This window comes from Sporomusa acidovorans, assembly GCF_900101845.1.
Taxonomy (GTDB): Bacteria; Bacillota; Negativicutes; order Sporomusales; family Sporomusaceae; genus Sporomusa; species Sporomusa acidovorans.
This window is the reverse complement of sequence record NZ_FNAM01000043.1, coordinates 1-20,773: the sequence shown is the minus strand read 5'-3', so window position 1 is coordinate 20,773 and position 20,773 is coordinate 1. Positions and strand designations below refer to the sequence as shown.

The 20,773-nt window shown below is 48.3% G+C and carries 25 protein-coding genes and 1 riboswitch; of the genes, 21 read left to right on the top strand and 4 right to left on the bottom strand.

Annotation, left to right across the window (positions count from 1 at the left end; translation table 11 throughout):
• The first annotated feature begins 84 nt into the window (after positions 1–84).
• From BLR65_RS22455 to BLR65_RS22415, 10 genes are all read left to right on the top strand, one after another.
• Positions 85–549 carry a type III secretion system chaperone family protein gene (locus BLR65_RS22455; RefSeq protein ID WP_143122634.1) on the top strand — a complete coding sequence of 155 codons (465 nt, stop codon included), beginning with the start codon at positions 85–87 and terminating at the stop codon, positions 547–549.
• A 13-nt stretch (positions 550–562) separates the two neighbouring features.
• Positions 563–934 (top strand): hypothetical protein, encoded by a 372-nt coding sequence (locus tag BLR65_RS22450; protein WP_093796407.1) that lies wholly within the window; start codon positions 563–565, stop codon positions 932–934.
• Between the two features lie 42 nt (positions 935–976).
• Positions 977–2,098 (top strand): hypothetical protein, encoded by a 1,122-nt coding sequence (locus BLR65_RS22445; RefSeq protein WP_093796406.1) that lies wholly within the window; start codon positions 977–979, stop codon positions 2,096–2,098.
• A 41-nt stretch (positions 2,099–2,139) separates the two neighbouring features.
• Entirely contained in the window at positions 2,140–2,301 is a 162-nt protein-coding gene (locus tag BLR65_RS30040) for a hypothetical protein (protein WP_169716698.1), read from the top strand.
• A 171-nt stretch (positions 2,302–2,472) separates the two neighbouring features.
• Positions 2,473–3,531 (top strand): HD domain-containing protein, encoded by a 1,059-nt coding sequence (locus tag BLR65_RS22440; protein ID WP_093796405.1) that lies wholly within the window; start codon positions 2,473–2,475, stop codon positions 3,529–3,531.
• A gap of 254 nt (positions 3,532–3,785) precedes the next feature.
• A complete protein-coding gene (locus BLR65_RS22435; RefSeq protein WP_093796404.1) occupies positions 3,786–5,504 on the top strand; it encodes a glutamine--tRNA ligase/YqeY domain fusion protein in 1,719 nt (572 codons plus the stop codon).
• A gap of 96 nt (positions 5,505–5,600) precedes the next feature.
• Complete coding sequence (locus BLR65_RS22430; protein WP_093796403.1) at positions 5,601–6,356, top strand: YdcF family protein; 756 nt, start codon at positions 5,601–5,603, stop codon at positions 6,354–6,356.
• 29 nt (positions 6,357–6,385) lie between these two features.
• Positions 6,386–7,660 carry a phosphoribosylamine--glycine ligase gene (purD, locus tag BLR65_RS22425; protein WP_093796402.1) on the top strand — a complete coding sequence of 425 codons (1,275 nt, stop codon included), beginning with the start codon at positions 6,386–6,388 and terminating at the stop codon, positions 7,658–7,660.
• A gap of 55 nt (positions 7,661–7,715) precedes the next feature.
• Positions 7,716–8,234, top strand: a complete 519-nt coding sequence (locus BLR65_RS22420; RefSeq protein WP_169716697.1) for a DUF456 domain-containing protein — start codon at positions 7,716–7,718, stop codon at positions 8,232–8,234.
• A gap of 14 nt (positions 8,235–8,248) precedes the next feature.
• Entirely contained in the window at positions 8,249–8,848 is a 600-nt protein-coding gene (locus BLR65_RS22415; RefSeq protein ID WP_093796400.1) for a TetR/AcrR family transcriptional regulator, read from the top strand.
• Between the two features lie 85 nt (positions 8,849–8,933).
• Here BLR65_RS22415 and BLR65_RS22410 read toward each other — a convergent pair whose 3' ends face one another.
• The gene (locus BLR65_RS22410) at positions 8,934–9,755 is read right to left on the bottom strand and encodes a MetQ/NlpA family ABC transporter substrate-binding protein (RefSeq protein WP_093796399.1); all 822 of its coding nucleotides are present in this window, start codon (positions 9,753–9,755) and stop codon (positions 8,934–8,936) included.
• Positions 9,756–9,881: 126 nt separating this feature from the next.
• Positions 9,882–9,984: riboswitch (SAM riboswitch) on the bottom strand.
• Between the two features lie 198 nt (positions 9,985–10,182).
• Between BLR65_RS22410 and BLR65_RS22405 the strand changes: the two genes are divergently transcribed.
• From BLR65_RS22405 to BLR65_RS22395, 3 genes are read left to right on the top strand one after another with little or no spacing between them, the layout of a single operon-like run.
• Positions 10,183–10,491, top strand: coding sequence for a YerC/YecD family TrpR-related protein (locus tag BLR65_RS22405; protein WP_093796398.1), 309 nt, complete (start codon positions 10,183–10,185; stop codon positions 10,489–10,491).
• Positions 10,492–10,500: 9 nt separating this feature from the next.
• The gene (hisZ, locus tag BLR65_RS22400; RefSeq protein ID WP_093796397.1) at positions 10,501–11,685 is read left to right on the top strand and encodes an ATP phosphoribosyltransferase regulatory subunit; all 1,185 of its coding nucleotides are present in this window, start codon (positions 10,501–10,503) and stop codon (positions 11,683–11,685) included.
• A complete protein-coding gene (locus BLR65_RS22395) occupies positions 11,678–12,205 on the top strand; it encodes an HDOD domain-containing protein (protein WP_093796396.1) in 528 nt (175 codons plus the stop codon). Before hisZ ends, BLR65_RS22395 begins: the two co-directional genes overlap by 8 nt.
• On the opposite strand, the gene BLR65_RS22390 is transcribed toward BLR65_RS22395, so the two are convergent.
• On the bottom strand, positions 12,202–13,158 hold the full coding sequence (locus BLR65_RS22390; RefSeq protein ID WP_093796395.1) for a D-2-hydroxyacid dehydrogenase: 957 nt from the start codon (positions 13,156–13,158) through the stop codon (positions 12,202–12,204). The genes BLR65_RS22395 and BLR65_RS22390 overlap by 4 nt on opposite strands.
• A gap of 216 nt (positions 13,159–13,374) precedes the next feature.
• Here BLR65_RS22390 and hisG point away from each other — a divergent pair, with 216 nt between their 5' ends.
• Genes hisG through hisIE form a run of 8 tightly spaced genes read left to right on the top strand, consistent with a single transcriptional unit; the run spans position 13,375 to position 19,814 of the window.
• Entirely contained in the window at positions 13,375–14,034 is a 660-nt protein-coding gene (gene hisG, locus BLR65_RS22385; protein ID WP_093796394.1) for an ATP phosphoribosyltransferase, read from the top strand.
• A 2-nt stretch (positions 14,035–14,036) separates the two neighbouring features.
• On the top strand, positions 14,037–15,377 hold the full coding sequence (gene hisD / locus BLR65_RS22380) for a histidinol dehydrogenase (RefSeq protein ID WP_093796393.1): 1,341 nt from the start codon (positions 14,037–14,039) through the stop codon (positions 15,375–15,377).
• Position 15,378: 1 nt separating this feature from the next.
• Positions 15,379–16,422 carry a histidinol-phosphate transaminase gene (hisC, locus tag BLR65_RS22375; RefSeq protein WP_093796392.1) on the top strand — a complete coding sequence of 348 codons (1,044 nt, stop codon included), beginning with the start codon at positions 15,379–15,381 and terminating at the stop codon, positions 16,420–16,422.
• Positions 16,419–17,006, top strand: a complete 588-nt coding sequence (gene hisB / locus BLR65_RS22370) for an imidazoleglycerol-phosphate dehydratase HisB (RefSeq protein WP_093796391.1) — start codon at positions 16,419–16,421, stop codon at positions 17,004–17,006. The genes hisC and hisB overlap by 4 nt, the downstream gene beginning before the upstream one ends.
• A 25-nt stretch (positions 17,007–17,031) precedes the next feature.
• A complete protein-coding gene (gene hisH / locus BLR65_RS22365; protein WP_093796390.1) occupies positions 17,032–17,664 on the top strand; it encodes an imidazole glycerol phosphate synthase subunit HisH in 633 nt (210 codons plus the stop codon).
• A 4-nt stretch (positions 17,665–17,668) separates the two neighbouring features.
• Entirely contained in the window at positions 17,669–18,403 is a 735-nt protein-coding gene (gene hisA, locus BLR65_RS22360) for a 1-(5-phosphoribosyl)-5-[(5-phosphoribosylamino)methylideneamino]imidazole-4-carboxamide isomerase (RefSeq protein WP_093796389.1), read from the top strand.
• A 2-nt stretch (positions 18,404–18,405) separates the two neighbouring features.
• A complete protein-coding gene (gene hisF, locus BLR65_RS22355) occupies positions 18,406–19,164 on the top strand; it encodes an imidazole glycerol phosphate synthase subunit HisF (RefSeq protein ID WP_093796388.1) in 759 nt (252 codons plus the stop codon).
• Positions 19,161–19,814 carry a bifunctional phosphoribosyl-AMP cyclohydrolase/phosphoribosyl-ATP diphosphatase HisIE gene (gene hisIE / locus BLR65_RS22350; protein ID WP_176772790.1) on the top strand — a complete coding sequence of 218 codons (654 nt, stop codon included), beginning with the start codon at positions 19,161–19,163 and terminating at the stop codon, positions 19,812–19,814. The genes hisF and hisIE overlap by 4 nt, the downstream gene beginning before the upstream one ends.
• A 118-nt stretch (positions 19,815–19,932) precedes the next feature.
• Here hisIE and BLR65_RS22345 read toward each other — a convergent pair whose 3' ends face one another.
• Both BLR65_RS22345 and BLR65_RS22340 read right to left on the bottom strand, forming a co-directional pair.
• Positions 19,933–20,184 (bottom strand): hypothetical protein, encoded by a 252-nt coding sequence (locus tag BLR65_RS22345; protein ID WP_093796386.1) that lies wholly within the window; start codon positions 20,182–20,184, stop codon positions 19,933–19,935.
• A 173-nt stretch (positions 20,185–20,357) separates the two neighbouring features.
• Positions 20,358–20,765: a F0F1 ATP synthase subunit epsilon gene (locus BLR65_RS22340; protein WP_245692990.1), complete on the bottom strand. Its 408-nt coding sequence runs from the start codon at positions 20,763–20,765 to the stop codon at positions 20,358–20,360.
• Between the last annotated feature and the right edge of the window lie 8 nt (positions 20,766–20,773).

The following is a 20,773-nucleotide window of genomic DNA, read 5'->3' as shown; positions in this document are numbered from 1 at the left end:
CAGCCCGGGCTGCGGCAACCGGCCGCTGTTGCCGCGTGGAAGAGCAGGCGCAACAAATTTGAAGCGATAAGGAGAACCACAGTCATGCAAAACAGCAACATGAAAGCGGATAAGTTCCAGGAATTTTTGGACAGCCATCAGATTACCTGCTTTGGCCGGGAGGAAAAGAACGACGATCTGCACACCGTCATCTTTCGTACCAATCTGGGAGTTGGCGGCCAGCAACTGCCGGTGGTACTGGTCACCGACGACAGCCTGCACACCCTGCTTCAGGTGCGGGTCGTACCGGCTGCCGTCCAGGGTGTGAACAGTCAGACGGTGCTGTTCTATGTCAATGAACTGAACCGGACCTATAAGAGTTTCAAATACTTTATCAGCGAAGATAACGCGCTCATTCTGGACGTCTGCCTGACCGCCGCATCCGAACAGTGCGAGCCGCAACTGGTCAGCCTGGGGCTTGACATCATGCTCCGCCACCTGCAGGAGGAATACCCGGCGCTGATGCGGGTGATCTGGGCGGAGGCCCCACAGAATAAAAAACGCGGATAGGGGAGGAAAGACAGTGAAAAAAATTGTCTATATCGTAGTGGTTCTTTTTTGTTTGGGTACGGCAGGTTTAATTGTTGCTGCGGAGGAACAGCAAAAGGCACCGGCCGCCGCCACGTCAGCGGCCACCAACTTTCCTGCAGGCTATCCAACAGCCACAGAAAAGCTGCCGCCGGTTCCCGTGCCGCCGGCTTCTCTTGAGGACGCCAAAGCCACCGCCGCCTATATTGCCGCCGTGGACGCCTACTTAAAAGCCGCACAGCGCTATATTGACGCCGCCACCAACGACGCCAACCGGGTCATTGAGGAGCGCAACGCCGCCATTCAAAGTGCCAACCAGATTGTCGCCAATTATAACGCCTTTTTCAAGCTTGACAAGAAAAAGTAACAAGAGAAAACGAATTTGCCGTCAGGCAGAGGAGGAAATCGTATGAGCCTGATTGACTGGTTTGCCAAATTATTTGTGAAAGAAGCCAAACATTATGTTTTTGCGCCGGTAACGTCCGACGTGGAAAAGATCGAATTCCAGGAGGGACAGCATTATTTTCGCCTGCGCCTGGCGGAAATGTTCTTAAAAGACGATCGGAAACTTTTCCGCAAGGTTGTGCCGGTGGTTTCCTCGGTTGTCAGCCTGCAGTTCGGCGCTAATGCCGCCCAGCAGCTGCCTAATGTGGCCGGTCCGCTGGCCCTGAACCTGAATGAAAGCTCCCTGGGGAAGGGCGTGCAATTGAATTATTCGTTAACCAACCTGGTGCCGTATCGCGGCGGTACGGTTTCTATCGATGCCGCTTTGCTGGCCTATGTCAGCAAAGACTATTTTCAATCATTCATTACATTGGCCAACAGCGTTTCCGGGCTGCTGACCAGCGGTCAGTTGTCCGCTGCCCTCAAGGTGGTCGACAGTGCGGCCGACGCCCTGCAGGACCTCTTGGACAGCGGCGACAAAGATATCCGTCTGGTTTATCACAATGAATACGCCGGTACGGACAGTCTGGGCGGCGTGTCGCTGACCAGCGGCTATTTCGCCGTGATCGGCGCCGATGCCGGTACGTTCCATGCCGCTCAGTTGTTTGTCAAAAACTCACAGCTTTGTTGCGGCGACGATGCGGCAACGGCTCAGCCGCTTACCGGCTATGATTATATGCTGTTTAGCGTGGAGGCGGCGCTGTACCGGGATGATTTCCGCTATTTCGCCGAATACAACAGTCTGCTTTATACCGCCATCGAAAAGGGCATGACTAATAAAGCCGAGGGTGATGCCGTCATCCGGGCCGGTATGCTGGCGGTGTTCAAATCGGATGATTTGACCTATGTCGATAAAACCCGGGTGGCGGTCGCGCTCAAACAAGAGTATGAAGACCGGCTTGCCCTGCAGGGCAAGCCAACTAAAGGCGCGACCGGCACAAAACGGGAGTGGCTGAACGACCGGGTGCTGGCGATCAACCCGGAAAAGGTATGGCGGCAGATTGCACAGCTGCTTACTGCTAAGCAGCAAGAGGCCGACCTTACCGGCCGGATTCTGGACCTGATTGACCAGGGTAAAATCGCCTGACGGTCAGTTGCCGGGGAAGACCATGAAGGGGGATGGATAGAATGCTGGACTTTGCCATGGGGTATCTCATTCTTGTTGTGATCAGTTTTCCGATAGTCGTAGTTTTGCTTCGCCGGGCACCGGTTATGGAAGAGGAAGAGTGGCTGATAGGACGAACAAGCTCTGCCAAGGATTCCTCCAAAAAACAAGGAATGGAATTGTAAAACACTTTCGCCCAAGGCTCGGCGCTAGCCGGGTTTTCTAAGATTATTATTGCTGATAATAAGTAAGAAGGAAGAAGGCCTATACCCCCTAAAGGGGGAACAGGCGGCTTCTGCCTGCGTCCTGAAGGACTTGGCACAAGTCAAGTCTTTTCTTAAAAATTGAGGTGAGTTATGGAAGAAACAGCAAGAATCATTGCTTTAGCAGGTTTATTGCAGGATATCGGGACCATTTGCCGCCGGGCCGGTTGTCCCAATAAGCAAAGCCGGAATATGCTGGCTGCCTGTCTGCCGGCCGGGCAAGCCTACGAAGCTTTATTACAGTGCATAGGTTGCCATCATCAGGCGATTGGTGTAAAATACATCAGGCAAAACGATCATATCGCTTACTTGGTATATCGTGCGGCGGAAATTGCCGCCGGGCCCGACCGCCGCTCCGCTGCGGAAGAATCCGCATTTTCCCGGGGAGTAGCGTATAACAGCCAATATCCACAGTTGTGGACTACATTGCAAAATAGCCTGCAGCATACGGATTTTTTAACCTGCACGGTCAATCAGGTATTGACTATGCTGCAAGCGGTTGCTGCCGGCATTCCCTATAGTACTGCTGCCGGCAGTAAGGGGGATTTTTCCTTGTATGACCATTCCCGGCTCACAGCAGCCCTGGCGGTTTGCCTGTACCGTTATTTTCAGGCGGCTGGGATCAGCGATTATCGGTCTTGGTGCGCAGGACGCAATAAGATTCAATGCCGTACGGTCCCCACTTTTCTTCTGGCTGCTGGCGAACTGACCGGCAACCGGGACGGTTTATATGCGGTTAGCGGAATCAAGTCGGAGGACTGTCTGGAGAAATGGCTTAGTGTGTTCGAACTTAGCCGGGCGCATTTGCTTTCTGCCGACGGCGCTCGTTTTTCGATGTTGCTTCCCAATATACCGGAAGTGATCAGCTTCTTGGAAGCAGCCAACGGGGCCGGTAATGACTGGATGCTGACAAACTGTGGAACGTCAATGCATTTGACGCTGACCTGGCAGAAGGTTAGTGCTGATGCCCTGACGGAGTGTCAGCCGGCCGGCAAACCTTCACCTGTGTTGATACGGCAGGCTTCTATTGTAGAAGCCATGGTTGACGCTGCCGATTACCGCCAAAGTGAACTATATTTATGTCTGAGAAATAAAGACTCGAAACGCAGACTGAGGCAGCAAAGAGCACTGCAAGAGACAGGTGCCTTTTGAAGCGTAAGGTAGAATAGGTCCTGAATGAAACAAATAAAGTGCTGTATATAATATCCAATAAAGAGTTATGAGGGATTTAGTTTAAGTGAACGCCGGGCGCATCACTGACAATTTACTCTCAACTAGCTTTATTGGATTTTATATTTTGATATTTTTTAAAAAATTTGTCAGAAGTATGCTTACTTGCTTTTGGAAAGGACAGGAATGTTGTATAATGTAATGATATAAAGTGGACAACCTTAAGGAGGATTTGCATGAATACCGAAGAAATAGAAGCTAAAGAAAACGAGACTATCGCTAATCCTGCAACGCCTGCTAATTTCATTGAGATCATGATCAATGAAGATATAAAGACAGGAAAATACGACAAACGCGTCCATACGCGTTTTCCCCCAGAGCCTAACGGCTATCTGCATATTGGCCATGCAAAGTCAATTTGTTTAAATTTTGGCTTGGCACTTAAATATGGCGGCAAATGTAATTTGCGGTTTGATGATACGAATCCAACTAAAGAAGATGTCGAATATGTCGACTCTATTCAGGAAGATGTAAAATGGCTGGGATTTGATTGGGAGGACCGCAAATTTTACGCCTCCGATTATTTTGAGAAAATATATGAATTAACGGTTGAACTGATAAAAAAAGGCAAAGCCTATGTCTGTGATTTGACAGCGGAAGAAATTCGTCAATATCGTGGAACATTAACAGAGGCTGGTAAGGAGAGTCCGTATAGAAACCGCTCTGTTGAAGAAAACCTTGATTTATTTGAAAGAATGCGTACCGGTGAATTTCCCGAAGGCAGCCGGGTGTTACGGGCTAAGATCGATATGGCTTCGCCGAATCTTAATATGCGTGATCCTGTTATATACCGGATTGTGCATGGCAAACATCATCGCACCGGTGATGCCTGGTGTATTTATCCGATGTATGATTACGCTCACCCAATTTCTGATTCTATTGAGGGTATTACGCATTCCATATGTACGTTGGAATTTGAAGATCACCGGCCGCTCTATGACTGGACGCTGGCTACATTAGGCATCTATCAATCCCAACAGATCGAATTCGCCCGTTTAAACCTGACGAATACGATAATGAGTAAGCGTTATCTGCGCCGGTTAGTGGAAGAAGGCTATGTCAGCGGCTGGGATGATCCCCGGATGCCGACAATTTCCGGTTTAAGGCGAAGAGGGTTTACGCCTGAATCAATTCGTGATTTTTGTGATCGTATCGGTGTTGCCAAGAGCAACAGCCTTGTAGATGTTGCTTTGCTGGAGCATTGTATCCGGGAAGATCTTAATACCAAAGCTCCGCGGGTTATGGGGGTGCTTAAACCCCTAAAAGTGATTATTGATAATTATCCTCAGGACAAAGTGGAAGAGTTAGAAGCGGAAAACAATCCGGAGAATCCGGAGATGGGGTCAAGGACAATGCCGTTTTCCCGCGAAATCTATATTGAACAAGATGATTTTATGGAGGACCCGCCGAAAAAGTATTTCCGTTTATCGCCAGGTAAAGAGGTCCGCTTGAAACATGCCTATATCATAAAGTGTGAACAAGTCATTAAGGACGAACAAAGCGGTGAAATTGTAGAAGTGCATTGTTCCTATGATCCGGACACCAAGAGCGGTAGCGGCAATGCCAACCGTAAGGTTAAGGGCGTGTTGCATTGGGTTTCCGCTGCTCAGGCGGTCAAAGCCGAGGTGCGTCTTTACGACTATTTGCTCACTGACAATCAAGAGCAAGAAGAAGAAGCTGTCAAAGATTTTGTGGAAACACTTAACCCTGACTCCTTGGAAGTATTGTCAAATTGCCTGATTGAACCCAGCATCAAAACGGCTAAAATGGGAGACCGGTTCCAATTTATGCGGAACGGCTATTTTTGCCTTGACCGTGATTCCACACTGCAATTGCCGGTATTTAACCGTATTGTGTCTCTGAAAGACTCCTGGGCCAAGATAGGAAAGAAATAAAGGCAGAAGGACTTTTGCATGACGTACATGTCTGCAAAAGTCTTTCCGATTCTTTGCATTTTGGGTTTGCAAATCTAATGAAGCGGGTATTTATACGTGTTGGTTTTAATAAAATTTCTTTATATAACCTTTCTACTGCCGCCAGGATTGTTTATTGTTGCATTAACTGTCTGTTGCTTTTGGCTTTATAAACGGCGTCTGGAACGAGGCCTTGCATTACTGATAGCGGTAACGGCATTATTGTATTTTATTTCGATTCCCTTAGTCGGGGATTGGTTTATGCGTTCTTTGGAAAGTCGCTACCAGCCGCCCGCAACAGTTCAGGGAGATGTTATTGTTGTGCTGGGAGGCGGGGCAACCGCCGATACACCCAATGTTCATGGTCAGGGGCATCTTATGGGGTCTGCTGCCAACCGTCTGTTAACAGCAGCTCAGCTATATCATATAACCGATGCGCCGATTATCATTTCGGGCGGGCAGGTGTTTGCCAATTCCGGCAAAGAAGCTGAAATCGCACGCCTTATCCTGTTGGGGCTAGGTATTCCTGATCATAAAATAATTATGGAAGGGCAGAGTCTCAATACGACAGACAATGCTAAATTTTCCACGAAAATTATGGATGAATATGGTTTCAAAAATCCTATTTTAGTGACTTCGGCTTTTCATATGGAGCGAGCGGTGGGACAGTTTGCCAAATACAATACGGCAGTACTTCCCTATCCCACCGATTATCAGGCCAATACCCGTTTTATCTTTGAGTGGCACCAATTATGGCCCAGAGCAGATGCTTTTTATAATAGCCAATTGGCCATCAAAGAATATCTGGGATTAATGGCAATACGCTGGTTTTAACGTTGAATGCATAACAAAGGAGTGGTAATTTGAATATATTACTTATCGGTGGCGGTGGCCGCGAGCACGCTCTTGCCTGGAAAATAGCACAGAGCCCCCGGGTTGAAAAAATATATTGTGCGCCGGGAAATCCCGGGATTGCGGCTGTAGCTGAGTGTGTGGCGATTGCTATAACAGATAATGAGGCTTTGGGGAAGTTTGCCCTTGAACACAACATCGGTTTGACTGTAGTTGGCCCGGAAGTACCCCTGACCAACGGTCTGGCTGATCATTTTGCCTCTCTTAATTTAAAGGTTTTCGGACCATACCAGAAAGCTGCCCAGTTGGAAGGCTCGAAAGCTTTTGCTAAGAAGATTATGCATAAGTATCATATTCCAACTGCTGCTTCGGCTGCTTTCGACAATGCCGATAGTGCTATTGCCTATATAAAAAAACAAGGTGCACCGATTGTCGTAAAAGCTGACGGGCTGGCTGCCGGTAAAGGCGTTGTTGTCGCTATGACGGAAAGTGAAGCCATTGATGCCGTTATGATGATGATGCGGGATCAAGCCTTCGGCAGTGCCGGTAATTTGGTGGTTATCGAGGAATATTTGGAGGGGGAAGAGGCTTCCTTATTGGCATTTACCGACGGCAATACGGTAGTACCGATGATTGCAGCCCAAGATCACAAGCGGGTGTTTGACCATGACCGGGGCCCGAATACCGGTGGCATGGGGACTTATGCCCCCGCGCCGGTGGTTACGCCGGCTGTGCGGGAACAAGTACGGCGTGAGGTGCTTCAGCCGGTTGTTGACGCCATGCGCCAGGAAGGCATTTTATATCAAGGCTGTTTATATGCAGGGCTGATGATTACGCCGCAAGGCCCTAAAGTTATTGAATTTAATGCTCGTTTCGGTGATCCCGAGACACAGGTCGTTCTGCCGCTGCTGACCAGTGATTTGGTGGATATCATGGAAGCATGTGCGGACGGGAGATTGGCCGATATTGCCATTGAATGGGCTGATAAGGCCGCTGTCTGTGTTGTTTTGGCTGCTGGCGGTTATCCGGGCAGCTACCGTAAAGGGGATGAAATTACCGGCCTGGACCAGGCTGCGGCGCAGGGAGCCATGGTTTTTCATGCCGGGACCGGTAGTAAGAACGGCAAAATTGTTACGCAAGGCGGCCGGGTACTCGGGGTGACAGCCGTGGCTGATAATCTCCAGGAAGCTGTCGATAAAGTTTATCAGGCTGTGCCGACGATAAATTTTAATGGTATGCAGTACCGTAACGACATTGCTCATAGAGCGTTTAACCGGAAACTATGATAAGATCGTGCGTTCCTCTCAGTAATCAACGTATTCTCTTTTCGAGGTGTATGCTTTGGATGCAGGGCTGACAGCCGGTAATTTACTTGTTATATTAGTTGCCCTTGTTGGTGTTTTTTTGACGGTAATCGGTTTGCCGGGCAATTGGCTGATCTTTTTTACCGCTATAAGTTATGGCTTTTTCGATAGCTTTATCCATATAAACAGCACAGTGCTGTTTATCCTGCTGGGAGCAGTATTAACCGGAGAATTCATTGAATTTGTGGCCGGGTCGCTGGGAGCCAAAAAAGAAAATGCGTCGCGTAAGGCAATTTTTGCGGCGTTTATCGCCGGTATCATCGGCGGCATCCTTGGTACAGGGATCATGCCGGGTGTGGGCTCTATTCTTGGAGCGGTTGGCGGATCGTTTATCGCCGGGTATGTAGCTGAATATGCGGCTACAGGCAACAGGGAGAAGGCTGTCAGGGTAGCCCAAGGTATTGTTATTGGTCAGGCGGTGGGACTCATCGTAAAACTGGCTATAGCCATTGGAATGGTGGCGTTTATTATTTCCCGGTTAACGTGGACAGGGTGACAGGAGGAAGTGTAATGAAACGTCAGCAAATACTGGATGCCGCTTATACCATTTTTTCACGTAAGGGGTATCATCGCGCCACTGTTGATGAGATTATCGCCTTGGCTGATACCGGCAAAGGAACAGTATATAAGTATTTTGTAAATAAAGAGCAGCTCTTTTATACCCTTATCAAAGAGCGCAGCGCTCCTTTTGAAACTGAATTAACCCTTATTGCCAGCGTGGCAGAACCACCGTTAAAAAAAATAGAAAAAGCTGTTAAAGTGTTTCTGGAGTTTTATGTTTCCAATGCGGATTTGTGGCGGGTACTTATGCATGAAATGCGGGGTTTGGGTCATGAAGAGTCGTCAAATTTTACGGAAGCACAGCGCAAAAAATACCGGGAGAGGTTTGCTCGTACGATAGCAGTTTTGCAAAGCATTATTCAGGAGGGAATTGAACGAAAAGATATCCGGCCCTGTGACACTAATAAAGCCGCCCATGGTTTATTCAGTGTTATTGTTATGATGGTCTTTCAAGGCTTTGTCAGCGATAAAGAGGATGCTATTAAGAAGATGGCCGCAGGAATTACCGACATTTTTCTTTACGGCGTTGCCGAACATAAAAAAAAGTGAGTTAGGGATATCCCTGACTCACTTTTTTGCGCTATATATATTTCGCATTAAATAGCTTGCAAAACTTCCGTACGTTGCAGATAAGTTAGAACGCAGGTACAATCGCACCCTGATATTTTTCATTAATAAACTTCTTAACTTCTTCGGAAGTTAAGGCTTTTGTCAGCTTTTGGATTTCCGGACGATTCTCGTCACCTTTGCGAACAACTAAAATATTAACATAAGGAGAGTCTTTTTGTTCAATAAACAGGGCATCTTTACTCGGAACAAGCTTAGCTTCCAAGGCATAGTTGGTGTTAATAACGGCTAAAGTAAGATCATCCAGCGAGCGGGGAAGCTGCGGGGCTTCGAGCTCGCGAATTTTTAGATTTTTGGGGTTTTCGGTAATATCCTTTACTGTGGCATTAACACCGACATTATCTTTTAGTTTGATAACACCGGCCTTGGCTAACAGTGCCAGTGCGCGGCCGCCATTGGTGGGATCGTTGGGGATACCGACTTCAGCACCGTTTTGCAGGTCGTTTAGACTTTTAATTTTTTTGGAGTACACGCCCATCGGTTCAATATGAACAGCAGCGGTGTAAGTAAGGTCAAGCTTGCGTTCTTCGCTAAATTTGGTCAGGTAAGGGATATGCTGGAAAAAGTTTGCATCCAACTCTTTTTCGGCAACGGCGATATTGGGACGAACATAGTCATTCATCTCAACAATAACCAGGTTGACGCCTTCTTTTTCAAGCATTGGCTTGACAACATTGAGAATTTCGGCGTGCGGTACAGAGGTGGCACCTACTTTGATAGTCTTTTTTTCTGAGGCCGCAGGCGCCGGTGCGTTCTTGTTGCCGCAGCCGGCAATAAAACTGGAAAATGCTAATAATGCGATTATTGCCAACAAGGTAAACTTTTTCATAAATGATTCCTCCCAAAACACAATTTTAATAAAAATGTATCATGTATGCATCGAAATAGTTAAAATACCCCCCTTCCAGTCAAATAATAAGCCCCCTCGGCAGTCCGAAGAGGCTTGATGTACAGTTCTTCATCTGCCAGGATTACTCCTGTGGAATTGGCACCGTTCGCATGTGCGATGGTTGCCGCGGCGTCATTGGGCCAGTCCCTCAGCCAGCTCTTGATGAACAATATTAGATTTGTAATTTTTATATTAGCATGGCTAAGGATGGCTGTCAACAGAAAAAATGTGGTATTGACTGTAAAAAAGAGGGAAAGTTATACATATATTTTAATTAAATAAAGATGGAAAGAGATAAAGAAGGAAAATATAGGTCAATGTCGAATAACTGTATAAATCATTAAGTATTTACAGGGAGGCTAGTAGTATGTCGGTAAATCCTAAGTTAAAAGACAAGCTAACCGATCAACTATTTGAAGCCATTTTGTCGCTCAATACTGAAGAGGAATGTTACCAGTTTTTTGAAGACATATGCACGATCGGCGAATTAAAGTCGATGGCCCAGCGGCTGGAAGTGGCTCGGCTATTAAAAGCGGGAGTTATTTATGACGATATTGTTGCTGCTACCGGTGCCAGCACGGCAACAATCAGCAGGGTTAAGCGCTGTCTCTATTATGGTGCCGATGGCTATAAGATCGTATTATCTAATCTGGAAAAAAACGCAGATTCAAGATGAGGTGTATTTATGGATAAAAATAATTTTGTGCCGCAAATTCCTTACGGAACGCGGGATTTGCTACCACGGGAAGCCAATCAGAAACGGATTGTGGAAGGAGCGCTTGCCGGGTTATTTTCACGTTGGGGCTATGATGAAGTGGTAACGCCGACTTTTGAATATATGGAAACCATTACGCTAGGCACAGGCAATGCTATGCAGGAGCATGTATTCAAATTTTTTGATAAGAATAATCGTATTTTAGGCCTTAGACCGGATATGACAACACCGATAGCAAGAGTTGCTGCCACAAGACTGAAAGAAAGACCGCTGCCACTAAGATTATTTTATTTGACTAATGTATTTAGGCACGAGCAGGCTCAAGCCGGACGGCAGTGTGAGTTTTATCAGGCCGGGGTTGAACTATTAGGCGCGCCGGGACCTGTAGCTGATGCTGAGATAATTGCCCTGGCGGTCGAAGCCATGCTGGAAGCAGGATTGACTAATTTTCAGATTGGGTTAGGTCAGGTTTCCTTTATTAATGGCTTGATGGCAGAGAGTGGTTTAAGCCCGCAAGAGCAGCACCGGGTAAAATATGCAATGGTCACCCGTGATTTGGTAGGCCTGGGTGAGATTGTAGCGCAAAGCGGACTTAGCCAGGCAGCCGGGGAATTATTAAAGCAAATTCCCTTGTTGCACGGTCGGGAAGATATGCTTAACGATGCCTACCGGCTGGTTAATAATGAGCTTAGCCGGGCGGCGCTTGATAACCTGGCCGACATTCATAAACTCTTACAAGGCTATGGGGTTGAACGGTATGTTAATTTTGATTTGGGGATAATTCGCGATTTTGATTATTATACAGGCATGGTTTTTGAAGCCTATACCCCGGGTTTGGGCTTCCCTTTGTGCGGCGGCGGCCGCTATGATACCATGCTGGCTTCTTTTGGCGTTGCCAATCCGGCTACCGGTTTTGCGCTGGGAATTGAGCGGTTGCTGCTGGCCATGGAGCGCCAGGGCATTGGTGTCAATGTACGTGTTAAAGATGTATACATTGCCTGGGCTGAGGGTAAGCTCGCCGAAGCGATTCGTGTGGCAAAGGAATGCCGCAAAGCGGGGCGGCGGGCGGAACTTGCGCTGGCAAGCTCCGCCAAAGCGGCAGCAGAGACCGCTATCCGCGAAGAAGGCTATGAGGAACTGATTTATATTGAATAAACGGGTAAAGCAGGTTGTTGCAGCGCTTACGGCAAAAGTTAACAGGCCAGACAGAAGGTTTGTCGAAAAGCATTTGAATGAGGCCCAGGCGGCCTTCTTTTGGCGGATGAATCTGCCTGACCAGCGTCATGCTTTGAACGTAGCCTATACCGCCCGGAAACTTGCCACAGTCCAGGAAACGATTAATCAAGAACTCTTGATTAAGTGTGCGCTTTTGCACGATGTTGGCAAGATAAAAGGAGACGTTAGTACTGCTGATAAGATCATTACTGTAATTTTGGATAAATTTGTGCCGGCATGGGCAAAGTCATGGGGGCGAATGGGACGGGGCGGAAAAATAGACAATCTCCGTCATGCCGTTTATATTTACTATAACCACGCTGCCCGCGGGGCGGCTATGCTTAAAGCAGCCGGCTTGCCTGAACAACTAATTGAAATTGTAGCAAGACATCATGAGGCTCCGGCAGAGGGTGAACCACCGGAGCTTACATTACTTAGAATAGCTGATAATTTAAACTAATAGCCTTTTGTTTTGTCAACAATATTGATCATTTCCCGTCCCTGGATAAAGCGGATGAGATTATCGGCAAATAATTTAACAGCCCGGTCAAGGTAGGCCGGGGAAAGGGCGGCAACATGGGGTGTGATGATTACATTAGGCATGCCCCATAGAGGGCTGGATTCCGGCAACGGCTCCTGGGAAAAAACGTCCAGTCCTGCCCCGGCAATTAATTTCTGTTCTAATGCTGTAATTAAGTCGGCCTCATTAACAATAGCCCCCCGGGCAATATTAAAGAAATAAGCAGAAGGCTTCATGGCTTTAAACTGCGTTAGCCCGATCAGGTTTTGGGTGCTTTCCGTTAAGGGCAGAGCTACAGTGACAAAATCAGCTTGTGCCAGCATTTCCAGAAGGCTTTCAGGGTCTGAAGGATATAGTTTGTCTACGAACAGCTCAGTTGTTAATTCCTGTTTGCTGGCAAGAACATTCATTCCTAAAGCCTTCGCCTTCTTGGCAATTTCGCGCCCAATTGACCCTAAGCCGATAATCGCTAAGGTATGTTCATGCAATTCAATGGTTGGCACTCGTTTCCAAAGCTTAGCGTCCTGCTGGCGAATACTGAGGGTAAGCCCACGGCTAAAGGCCAGAATCATGGCCAATACGTGTTCAGAAACGGCAATGCCGTGAATACCCTTGGAATTGGTAAGAACGGTGTCAGCTGCCTGGATCTCGGGAAAAATTAATTTTTCAACCCCGGCACTTAACGAATGAATCCATTCTAAGTGGGGCGCAGCCTGATATAAATCCCGGGTTTCCGCCCAACCCCAAGTTGCTAGTATATGACAAACAGGCATATGTTCAAGTGCATTTTGTTGATCACTTACAATTATATTTACATTAGGCTCAGCGGCCTTAATCATTTCCTTATGTCGGTCAGCCAGCGGGTTGAGCACAACAATGTTAAGAACAGCCATAATGAACCTCCTTATTAAGGTTATTATCTTGCCAAATACTTCTACATATGCAGAAAGATTTCCTACCTGAGAGTAAAAATATGATGGTAGCTGACAAAAGTCTGTTAGGCAGTAAAAGGAATTTTTTAAATTCATGTATTGACGTCGTTTAAATAGAGTGATAATATATCAATATATTAACGCTTTAATTAATTAAAGGAAGACAGGAGACATGTCATGACCTCAAATGATATGGAATATGTAACAATTGCTCTGCCTAAAGGCAAGCTTTTCGATCTTTCGGCCAATATGTTGGCTAAAATTGGTTATCAGGCCGAAGGCCTCAGTGAGAATTCACGGAAACTGGTTATTGCCAATGAGACCGAGAAGATACGTTTTATTATTACCAAAACGGCGGATTTGCCTACCTATGTGGAGTATGGCGCGGCCGATATCGGCATTATTGGCAAGGATGTACTTTTGGAGGAAAACAAGGATGTCTATGAGTTGTTAGATTTAAAATTTGGCTTTTGCCGGATGATGGTTGCTGTTCCTCAGGCGCTAAAGCAGGAAAAATTGAGTGATTACGCTAATATGCGGGTGGCGACAAAGTATCCGCGGATTGCCGAAAGCTTTTTTCATAGCATTGGGATACAAATGGAAATTATTAAATTGAACGGTTCCATTGAACTTGCGCCCATGGTGGGTTTGGCAGAAATTATTGTTGATTTGGTAGAAACCGGTCGCACACTTAGAGAAAACAATCTGGTGGAGGTTGCGCAAATTCATCCGGCAACAGCCAGATTTATTGCCAACCGGGTAAGCTTTAAGATGAAATTTGACCGTATCAATAAGATGGTTGAAGGATTGAAAGCGCTAATGGAAAGTGAGGGGTAACTATGAAGCGGATTCACAGCTGCTTTTTTAATAAGGAAGAAATGGCCGAAATACTGGAAAAACCGGCCTTTGATAAGGTAATATTAGGTGCCGGCGGGCGAGCCAAGGTGAAGGAGACTTTTGGTGAGGAACTGTCGGTTCAGCAGGTAGTGGAGCGTATTGTTGAAGATGTACGCCGTCAGGGGAATGAGGCGGTATTACAATATACCCGGTCAATTGACGGGGCTGAATTTACCGCTGAGACGCTGGAAGTTACCCCGGCTGAAATGGAGAGCGCCATCGCCGCGGCCGACAGGGAAGTATTGGACGCTCTGGCAGCAGCGGTGGCTAATGTTAAGCGTTTTCACGCCGAGCAACTACCGAAATCATGGTTTACCGAGCGGGAACAAGGGGCGATTTTGGGACAGAAATGCACGCCGCTTGACCGGGTAGGCATTTACGTTCCCGGCGGTACGGCCGCCTATCCGTCATCAGTGATTATGAATGCCGTACCGGCGGCAGTGGCCGGGGTAAAGGAAATTATCATGGTGGTGCCGCCTAGCCGGGAAGGAACGGTAAACCCCTATGTCCTGGCGGCGGCGAAATTATCCGGGGTTACGAGGATTTTCAAGGTAGGCGGTGCGCAAGCCGTGGCCGCTCTGGCATTTGGAACGGAAACGATTCCGAAAGTGGACAAGATTACCGGCCCGGGCAATATTTTTGTTACCTTAGCGAAAAAGGCCGTCTATGGCCACGCTGATATTGATATGTTGGCAGGCCCCAGTGAAATTCTTATTGTAGCCGATCATACGGCTGATCCTCAGTATGTGGCGGCCGATATGCTCAGTCAAGCCGAGCATGATGTGCTGGCTTCCAGTATTCTTATTACCGATAGTGCCGAATTGGCCGCCAAGGTGGAAAAAGAAGTTGCCAGTCAACTGGCTACGCTAGCGCGTAAGGATATTGCCGCTCAGTCGATTGAGGACAATGGTCTGATTATTATTACCAGAGATATTGGGGAAGCCATTGAGTTGGCTAATCTATCGGCGCCGGAGCACCTGGAACTGCTAACCGCCGAACCGTTCAAATTATTACCTTATGTACGGCATGCCGGTGCGATCTTTATGGGACAATATTCCCCCGAGCCGCTTGGCGATTATTTTGCCGGTCCCAACCATGTATTGCCAACCGGCGGGACGGCCCGCTTTTATTCTGTGCTTAATGTCGAAACGTTTATGAAAAAAACCAGTATTATTGCCTATACGCAGGAAGCCCTGGCGGCTGTCAGCGGACAGATTATCAAACTGGCCGAGGCCGAAGGCTTGACGGCCCATGCTAATGCTGTAAAGATGAGGGGGAATTAGGATGTTTGCACCTCGCTGCGGACTGGAGAGCTTAAAGCCCTATTCTGTTGAGGAAATTCAGTGGCCTGTCAGGCTTGACGCTAACGAGAATCCAACCGATTTGCCACCGGCGATAAAAACTAAAGTTATGGAAAAATTAGCAGTGCTGCCTTTTAACCGGTATCCCGAAATGAGTGCGATATCCCTGAAATCAACGCTTGCTGCCGGGTTTGGCTTAAAAGCGGCCAATGTACTCGTTGGCAATGGCTCCAGTGAAATTCTGGAAGCTCTTTGCCATGCCTTCGGCGGGGCGGGCCGCAGTATTGTTTATCCCAGTCCGTCTTTCTCTATGTATGGCATTTATGCCAAACTGGCTGACAGTCAGTCTGTTCCGGTGGCACTTAACGCTGATTATACACTGGATGCCGATAAACTGCTGGCGGCAGCTAAAGAGGCAGCGGCCGTCGTGATTCTTCTGTGTAATCCCAATAATCCGACAGGTATGGTTATGCCGCTTGAACAGATTGAATATATCGTGGCCGGTACCAACAGTTTGGTCGTTGTCGATGAGGCCTATCATGAATTTTATGGAAAAACAGCAGTGAATTTGTTACGTAAATATCAGAATGTCGCAATTGCCCGCACTTTTTCCAAAGCCTACAGTTTGGCAGCCGCCCGGGTAGGGTACTTGTTAACCAATGAGGAGATTGCCCGCACGATCGGCAAGGTGTTGCTTCCCTATAGTGTGAATGCTTTGACGCTGGCAACCGCTGAGATCGTATATGGCCTGCGGCAGGAATTTGCCGGCGGCCTGGCGGTAAACAGCCGCGAGCGGGAGCGAATGGCTGCTGTCCTTAGCGCCCTTGACGGTGTGACTGTTTACCCTTCGCAAACGAATTTCCTGCTCGTCAAGAGTGAAAACATCGCTGCTATGGTTGCGAAACTGAGCGCACGGGGTATTGGCATCCGTGATTTCAGTACGGCGCCCGGGCTGACCAACTGTATCCGGATCAGCGTGGGCACACCGGAGGAAAATAAGGCCGTACTGGAGGCTGTTACCGCATGAGCCGCACTGCCAGTTTGGAACGGATTACCGGCGAAACAGCCATAAAAGTATCCTGGACTCTTGACGGCAGTGGCCAGTCCCAGATTGCCACCGGCATTGGTTTTTTTGACCATATGCTGATCCTGTTGGCCAAGCATGGTCTGTTTGACCTTACGGTGGAAGCAAAAGGCGATCTTTTTGTTGATGGACACCACACGGTAGAGGATACCGGCATTGTTATGGGGCAGGCCCTGGCCGGGGCCCTTGGCGACAAGGCCGGCATCAAGCGCTACGGTACGGCTTTTGTGCCAATGGATGAAGCACTGGCCATGGTTTCGCTTGATATTAGCGGCAGGCCCTATTTGGTTTTTGATGCAGCCTTGCCGGGTGAACAGGTCGGCCAGTTTGACAGTGAGCTTACCGAAGAATTTTTACGGGCACTTAGTATCCATGCCGGCCTGACTTTGCATGTCCGGCTGTTGTCCGGCAAGAATACCCATCATATGATCGAAGCCATTTTTAAAGCATTGGGCCGGGCGCTGGCTGAAGCTACCCGCCGCGATGAAAGGATAAAAGGCGTGATGTCTACTAAAGGGATGCTATGACAGAGCGAATAAAGGAGGCTAAGCAATGGCACGGGAAACGTTGGCAATTATTGATTATGGCATGGGCAACCTGCATAGTGTGTCGAAGGCCTTAGCCAAGTTAAACGCCGAAACTGCGGGTAACTATGATATTGTTGTTACCAGTGATCCGGCGGTTATCGGCAATGCCGCCAAGGTAGTGCTGCCCGGGGTGGGGGCTTTCGGCGATTGTATGGCTAACCTGGAAAACTACGGGCTTGTTCCCATTATTAAAGAAGTGGCCGGGCAGGGAACTCCCTTTCTCGGCATCTGTCTGGGATTGCAACTGTTGTTTGACGGCAGTGAAGAGGATCCCGGCATACAGGGACTGGGGATTTTGTCAGGAATGGTGCGGAAAATCATTGCCCCTGAACTGAAAATTCCGCATATGGGCTGGAACAGTCTGGAGTTTAAAACCCCCAGCCTGCTTTTTGGCGGATTACCCGCAGCCCCCTATGTTTATTTTGTTCATAGTTATCATGCCGTGCCGGATAAGCCGGAAGTGATCACCGCTGTGACCGAATACGGCAGCGCGGTAACGGCGGCCGTAGGCTGCGGCAATGTGCAGGCTGTGCAGTTTCACCCTGAAAAGTCAAGCGCAGCGGGGTTGGCTATTTTAGCTAACTTTTTAAGGAGTTGAAATGATGATTATATTTCCGGCAATCGATATTAGAGGCGGCCGCTGTGTCCGCCTGACAAAAGGACGTTTTGACCAAGAGACCGTGTTTGCGGACAATCCTGTTGATATGGCGCTTAAATGGGTTGCCGTCGGGGCCGAATATTTGCATATTGTCGATCTTGATGGCGCGGTAGCCGGAAAGTCAGTTAATCTTGCCGTAGTCCGTGCGATCGCGCAAGCGGTAAACATCCCACTGCAGTTGGGCGGCGGCATTCGGACGCTGGAAAATATTGAGCAAGTGCTGCAAGCCGGTGTTGCCCGGGTGATATTAGGGTCTGTTGCTGTCCGCAAGCCGGAGCTTGTGCGGGAAGCATGCCGACGTTTTGGCAGCCGGATTGTTGTCGGCATTGATGCCCGCGACGGACAGGCGGCTGTCGACGGCTGGGAGGTTTCCGGCGGCGTGGGGGCGGAAGAACTGGCCAAAAGGATGGCCGGGGCCGGTGTAGAGAGGATTATTTATACGGATATCTCCCGGGACGGTACGCTGCAGGGGGTCAATGTAGCGGCAACCGCAGCGCTGGCTAAGGCGGCGGGGATTCCGGTGATTGCTTCCGGCGGGGTGAAAAGTCTTGACGATATTACAGCGCTGAAAGCCGCCAACGCCGCAGGCGGTATCGAAGGTGTTATCGTTGGTAAAGCCATCTATACCGGTGCGGTTGATGTAGCGGCAGCCATTCGCCTGGCAAAGGAGGGCGCTTAAAGATGTATACCAAACGGATTATTCCCTGCCTGGATGTCAAAGACGGACGGGTAGTAAAAGGTACAAATTTTGTGGGCTTGCGCGATGCGGGCGATCCGGTGGAACTGGCCAAGGTATATGATGTGAAACTGGCTGATGAACTCGTGTTTTTAGACATTACCGCTTCTTCTGACGAGCGAAAGACGATGGTAGACGTAGTGGAACGGGTAGCCTCCGAGGTGTTTATTCCCTTCACTGTGGGCGGGGGTATCCGTACGGTAGAGGATATCAGGACAATGCTCAAAGCCGGTGCGGATAAGGTTTCCCTCAACACGGCAGCTGTGAAAAATCCTGAACTTTTGGCCGAAGGGGCTAAACGGTTCGGGCGTCAGTGCATTGTTTTGGCTGTTGACGCCAGGCAGTCCGGACAGGCTGCCTGGGAAGTATACATTAACGGCGGGCGCACACCGACAGGCATTGATGTCTTGGAATGGGTTAAACGGGCCACCGATCTGGGGGCCGGCGAAATTCTGCTGACAAGTATGGATAAAGACGGCACCAAGGACGGTTATGACATTCCGCTCACCAGGGCTGTGTCTGAGACAGTGGATGTACCGGTGATTGCTTCCGGCGGCGCCGGTGAAATGGAACATTTTTACGAAGTATTAACTGCCGGCAAAGCGGATGCGGTTTTGGCAGCATCTGTTTTTCACTATGGACAGTTTAGCGTCGGTCAGGTTAAGGAATATCTTAAATCCCGTGGGGTAGAGGTGAGATTATGAATAGCGAACAGATAAAATTTGATGAAAATGGCTTAGTGCCGGCGATTATTCAGGATGAAGCTTCCGGCACGGTGCTGATGCTGGCTTATATGAATGCCGAGTCGTTAGCCAAAACACTGGAAACCGGTGCGACCTGGTTTTATAGCCGCAGCCGCCGTACACTCTGGCGCAAAGGGGAAACATCCGGTCATGTGCAGGCTGTGAAAGAAATGTATTATGACTGTGACGCAGACACAATTTTAGTCAAAGTGAATCAAACCGGCGCGGCTTGCCATGAAGGCACATTTTCTTGTTTTAGCCGCAGGTTGGATGCAGCCGCGGAACAGGCGGAAAAACTGGTTGATCCGGATAAAGTATATAAAGAGCCGTTGGCCGGCGTCCTTTATGAACTCTATGACGTCATTAACGACCGTAAATATCATCCGAAAGAGGGATCCTATACCAATTATCTGTTTGAAAAGGGCCAGGACAAGATTTTGAAAAAAGTGGGCGAGGAAGCCGCCGAGACAATCATTGCGTCTAAAAATAATGATAAAGCTGAGATTCTCTATGAAATGGCTGATCTTTGGTATCACTGCCTGGTGCTGCTGGCCAATCACAGTATTACGCCGAGCGAGCTTTTTGAGGAACTGAAAAAGCGCAGAAAATAAAAAATAAGACGCTATCTCCGATCGACGGGAGATAGCGTTCTGTTCATATTATAGCTACTATGACAATAAAATAATGCATTTGCTGTTTAGTCTGAAACAGTCAGGATGAGCCCGGGACTTAGGCATCCGTTTCCATTCTCCGGCGATAGTCGGGATTGAGCATAAGCAAAAACCCGAACCCCAGGATAATGGCTAAGGTAACAAATAAGCCATAACTGGACCATAAATAGCCGAGAGAACCAAATACCGCGACAGAAGAAATAATCGTTATTGTTATAAAGAGTGCGCTGATTAGGAAAATACTTAGGGCATTAAAACCGAAGTTACAGGCTGCCGAAATTAAAAGAATGGGCATTAGAACGAGAGCCATTCTATACACCTCTCTTTTATAGAATATTTTCCTTTGTACTAATATATGATATTCGTCAGAAAATTTAAAATTCCTGCCGATTTAGTCAGAAAATTTTAAAAATAATAAGGGGCAGCGAATTCACTCGGCATTAATCATGTAAAAAGTCCGCAGACATTATGCCTGCGGACTTTTTACATGATTAAATTCGTTTTAGACTGAACAACCTTAAGACGCATCATAGCCCGTTTCAGAGCTACTTCCGCCCGCCGGACATCGGTGTCGGGCAAAGGACTCCGCAAGCGGTTCTCAGCCCGTTCTTTGGCGGACTCAGCGCGTTCAATATCGATTTCTGCCGGTAGTTCAGCGCAGCTTGCCAGGATGGTTATTTTTTGCGGCCGCACTTCAATAAAGCCGCCGCACAGGGCAAACTGCTGCTCACCCTCGTCGGTTTGAATCCTGAGGGGCCAGATGTCAAGTCCGGCGATGAGCGGGGCATGCCCTGGCAGGATGCCCAGGTCGCCGTCGGTCGCTCTGGCTATGACCATGTTGACGTCGGCGGAATAGACCATCCGGTCAGGAGTAACAATATCCAGCCGAATTGTAGTGG

Excerpts from the sequence above, each read along its gene's own strand:
- hisH (WP_093796390.1), top strand. The coding sequence starts at position 17,032 with ATGGCACGGGAAACGTTGGCAATTATTGATTATGGCATGGGCAACCTG.
- hisIE (WP_176772790.1), top strand. The coding sequence starts at position 19,161 with ATGAATAGCGAACAGATAAAATTTGATGAAAATGGCTTAGTGCCGGCG.
- hisB (WP_093796391.1), top strand. The coding sequence starts at position 16,419 with ATGAGCCGCACTGCCAGTTTGGAACGGATTACCGGCGAAACAGCCATA.
- hisF (WP_093796388.1), top strand. The coding sequence starts at position 18,406 with ATGTATACCAAACGGATTATTCCCTGCCTGGATGTCAAAGACGGACGG.
- BLR65_RS22345 (WP_093796386.1), bottom strand. The coding sequence starts at position 20,184 with ATGGCTCTCGTTCTAATGCCCATTCTTTTAATTTCGGCAGCCTGTAAC.
- BLR65_RS30040 (WP_169716698.1), top strand. The coding sequence starts at position 2,140 with ATGCTGGACTTTGCCATGGGGTATCTCATTCTTGTTGTGATCAGTTTT.
- BLR65_RS22435 (WP_093796404.1), top strand. The coding sequence starts at position 3,786 with ATGAATACCGAAGAAATAGAAGCTAAAGAAAACGAGACTATCGCTAAT.
- hisC (WP_093796392.1), top strand. The coding sequence starts at position 15,379 with ATGTTTGCACCTCGCTGCGGACTGGAGAGCTTAAAGCCCTATTCTGTT.
- BLR65_RS22390 (WP_093796395.1), bottom strand. The coding sequence starts at position 13,158 with ATGGCTGTTCTTAACATTGTTGTGCTCAACCCGCTGGCTGACCGACAT.
- BLR65_RS22405 (WP_093796398.1), top strand. The coding sequence starts at position 10,183 with ATGTCGGTAAATCCTAAGTTAAAAGACAAGCTAACCGATCAACTATTT.
- BLR65_RS22455 (WP_143122634.1), top strand. The coding sequence starts at position 85 with ATGCAAAACAGCAACATGAAAGCGGATAAGTTCCAGGAATTTTTGGAC.
- hisD (WP_093796393.1), top strand. The coding sequence starts at position 14,037 with ATGAAGCGGATTCACAGCTGCTTTTTTAATAAGGAAGAAATGGCCGAA.
- BLR65_RS22440 (WP_093796405.1), top strand. The coding sequence starts at position 2,473 with ATGGAAGAAACAGCAAGAATCATTGCTTTAGCAGGTTTATTGCAGGAT.
- BLR65_RS22445 (WP_093796406.1), top strand. The coding sequence starts at position 977 with ATGAGCCTGATTGACTGGTTTGCCAAATTATTTGTGAAAGAAGCCAAA.
- BLR65_RS22415 (WP_093796400.1), top strand. The coding sequence starts at position 8,249 with ATGAAACGTCAGCAAATACTGGATGCCGCTTATACCATTTTTTCACGT.
- hisG (WP_093796394.1), top strand. The coding sequence starts at position 13,375 with ATGACCTCAAATGATATGGAATATGTAACAATTGCTCTGCCTAAAGGC.
- BLR65_RS22410 (WP_093796399.1), bottom strand. The coding sequence starts at position 9,755 with ATGAAAAAGTTTACCTTGTTGGCAATAATCGCATTATTAGCATTTTCC.
- hisA (WP_093796389.1), top strand. The coding sequence starts at position 17,669 with ATGATTATATTTCCGGCAATCGATATTAGAGGCGGCCGCTGTGTCCGC.
- hisZ (WP_093796397.1), top strand. The coding sequence starts at position 10,501 with ATGGATAAAAATAATTTTGTGCCGCAAATTCCTTACGGAACGCGGGAT.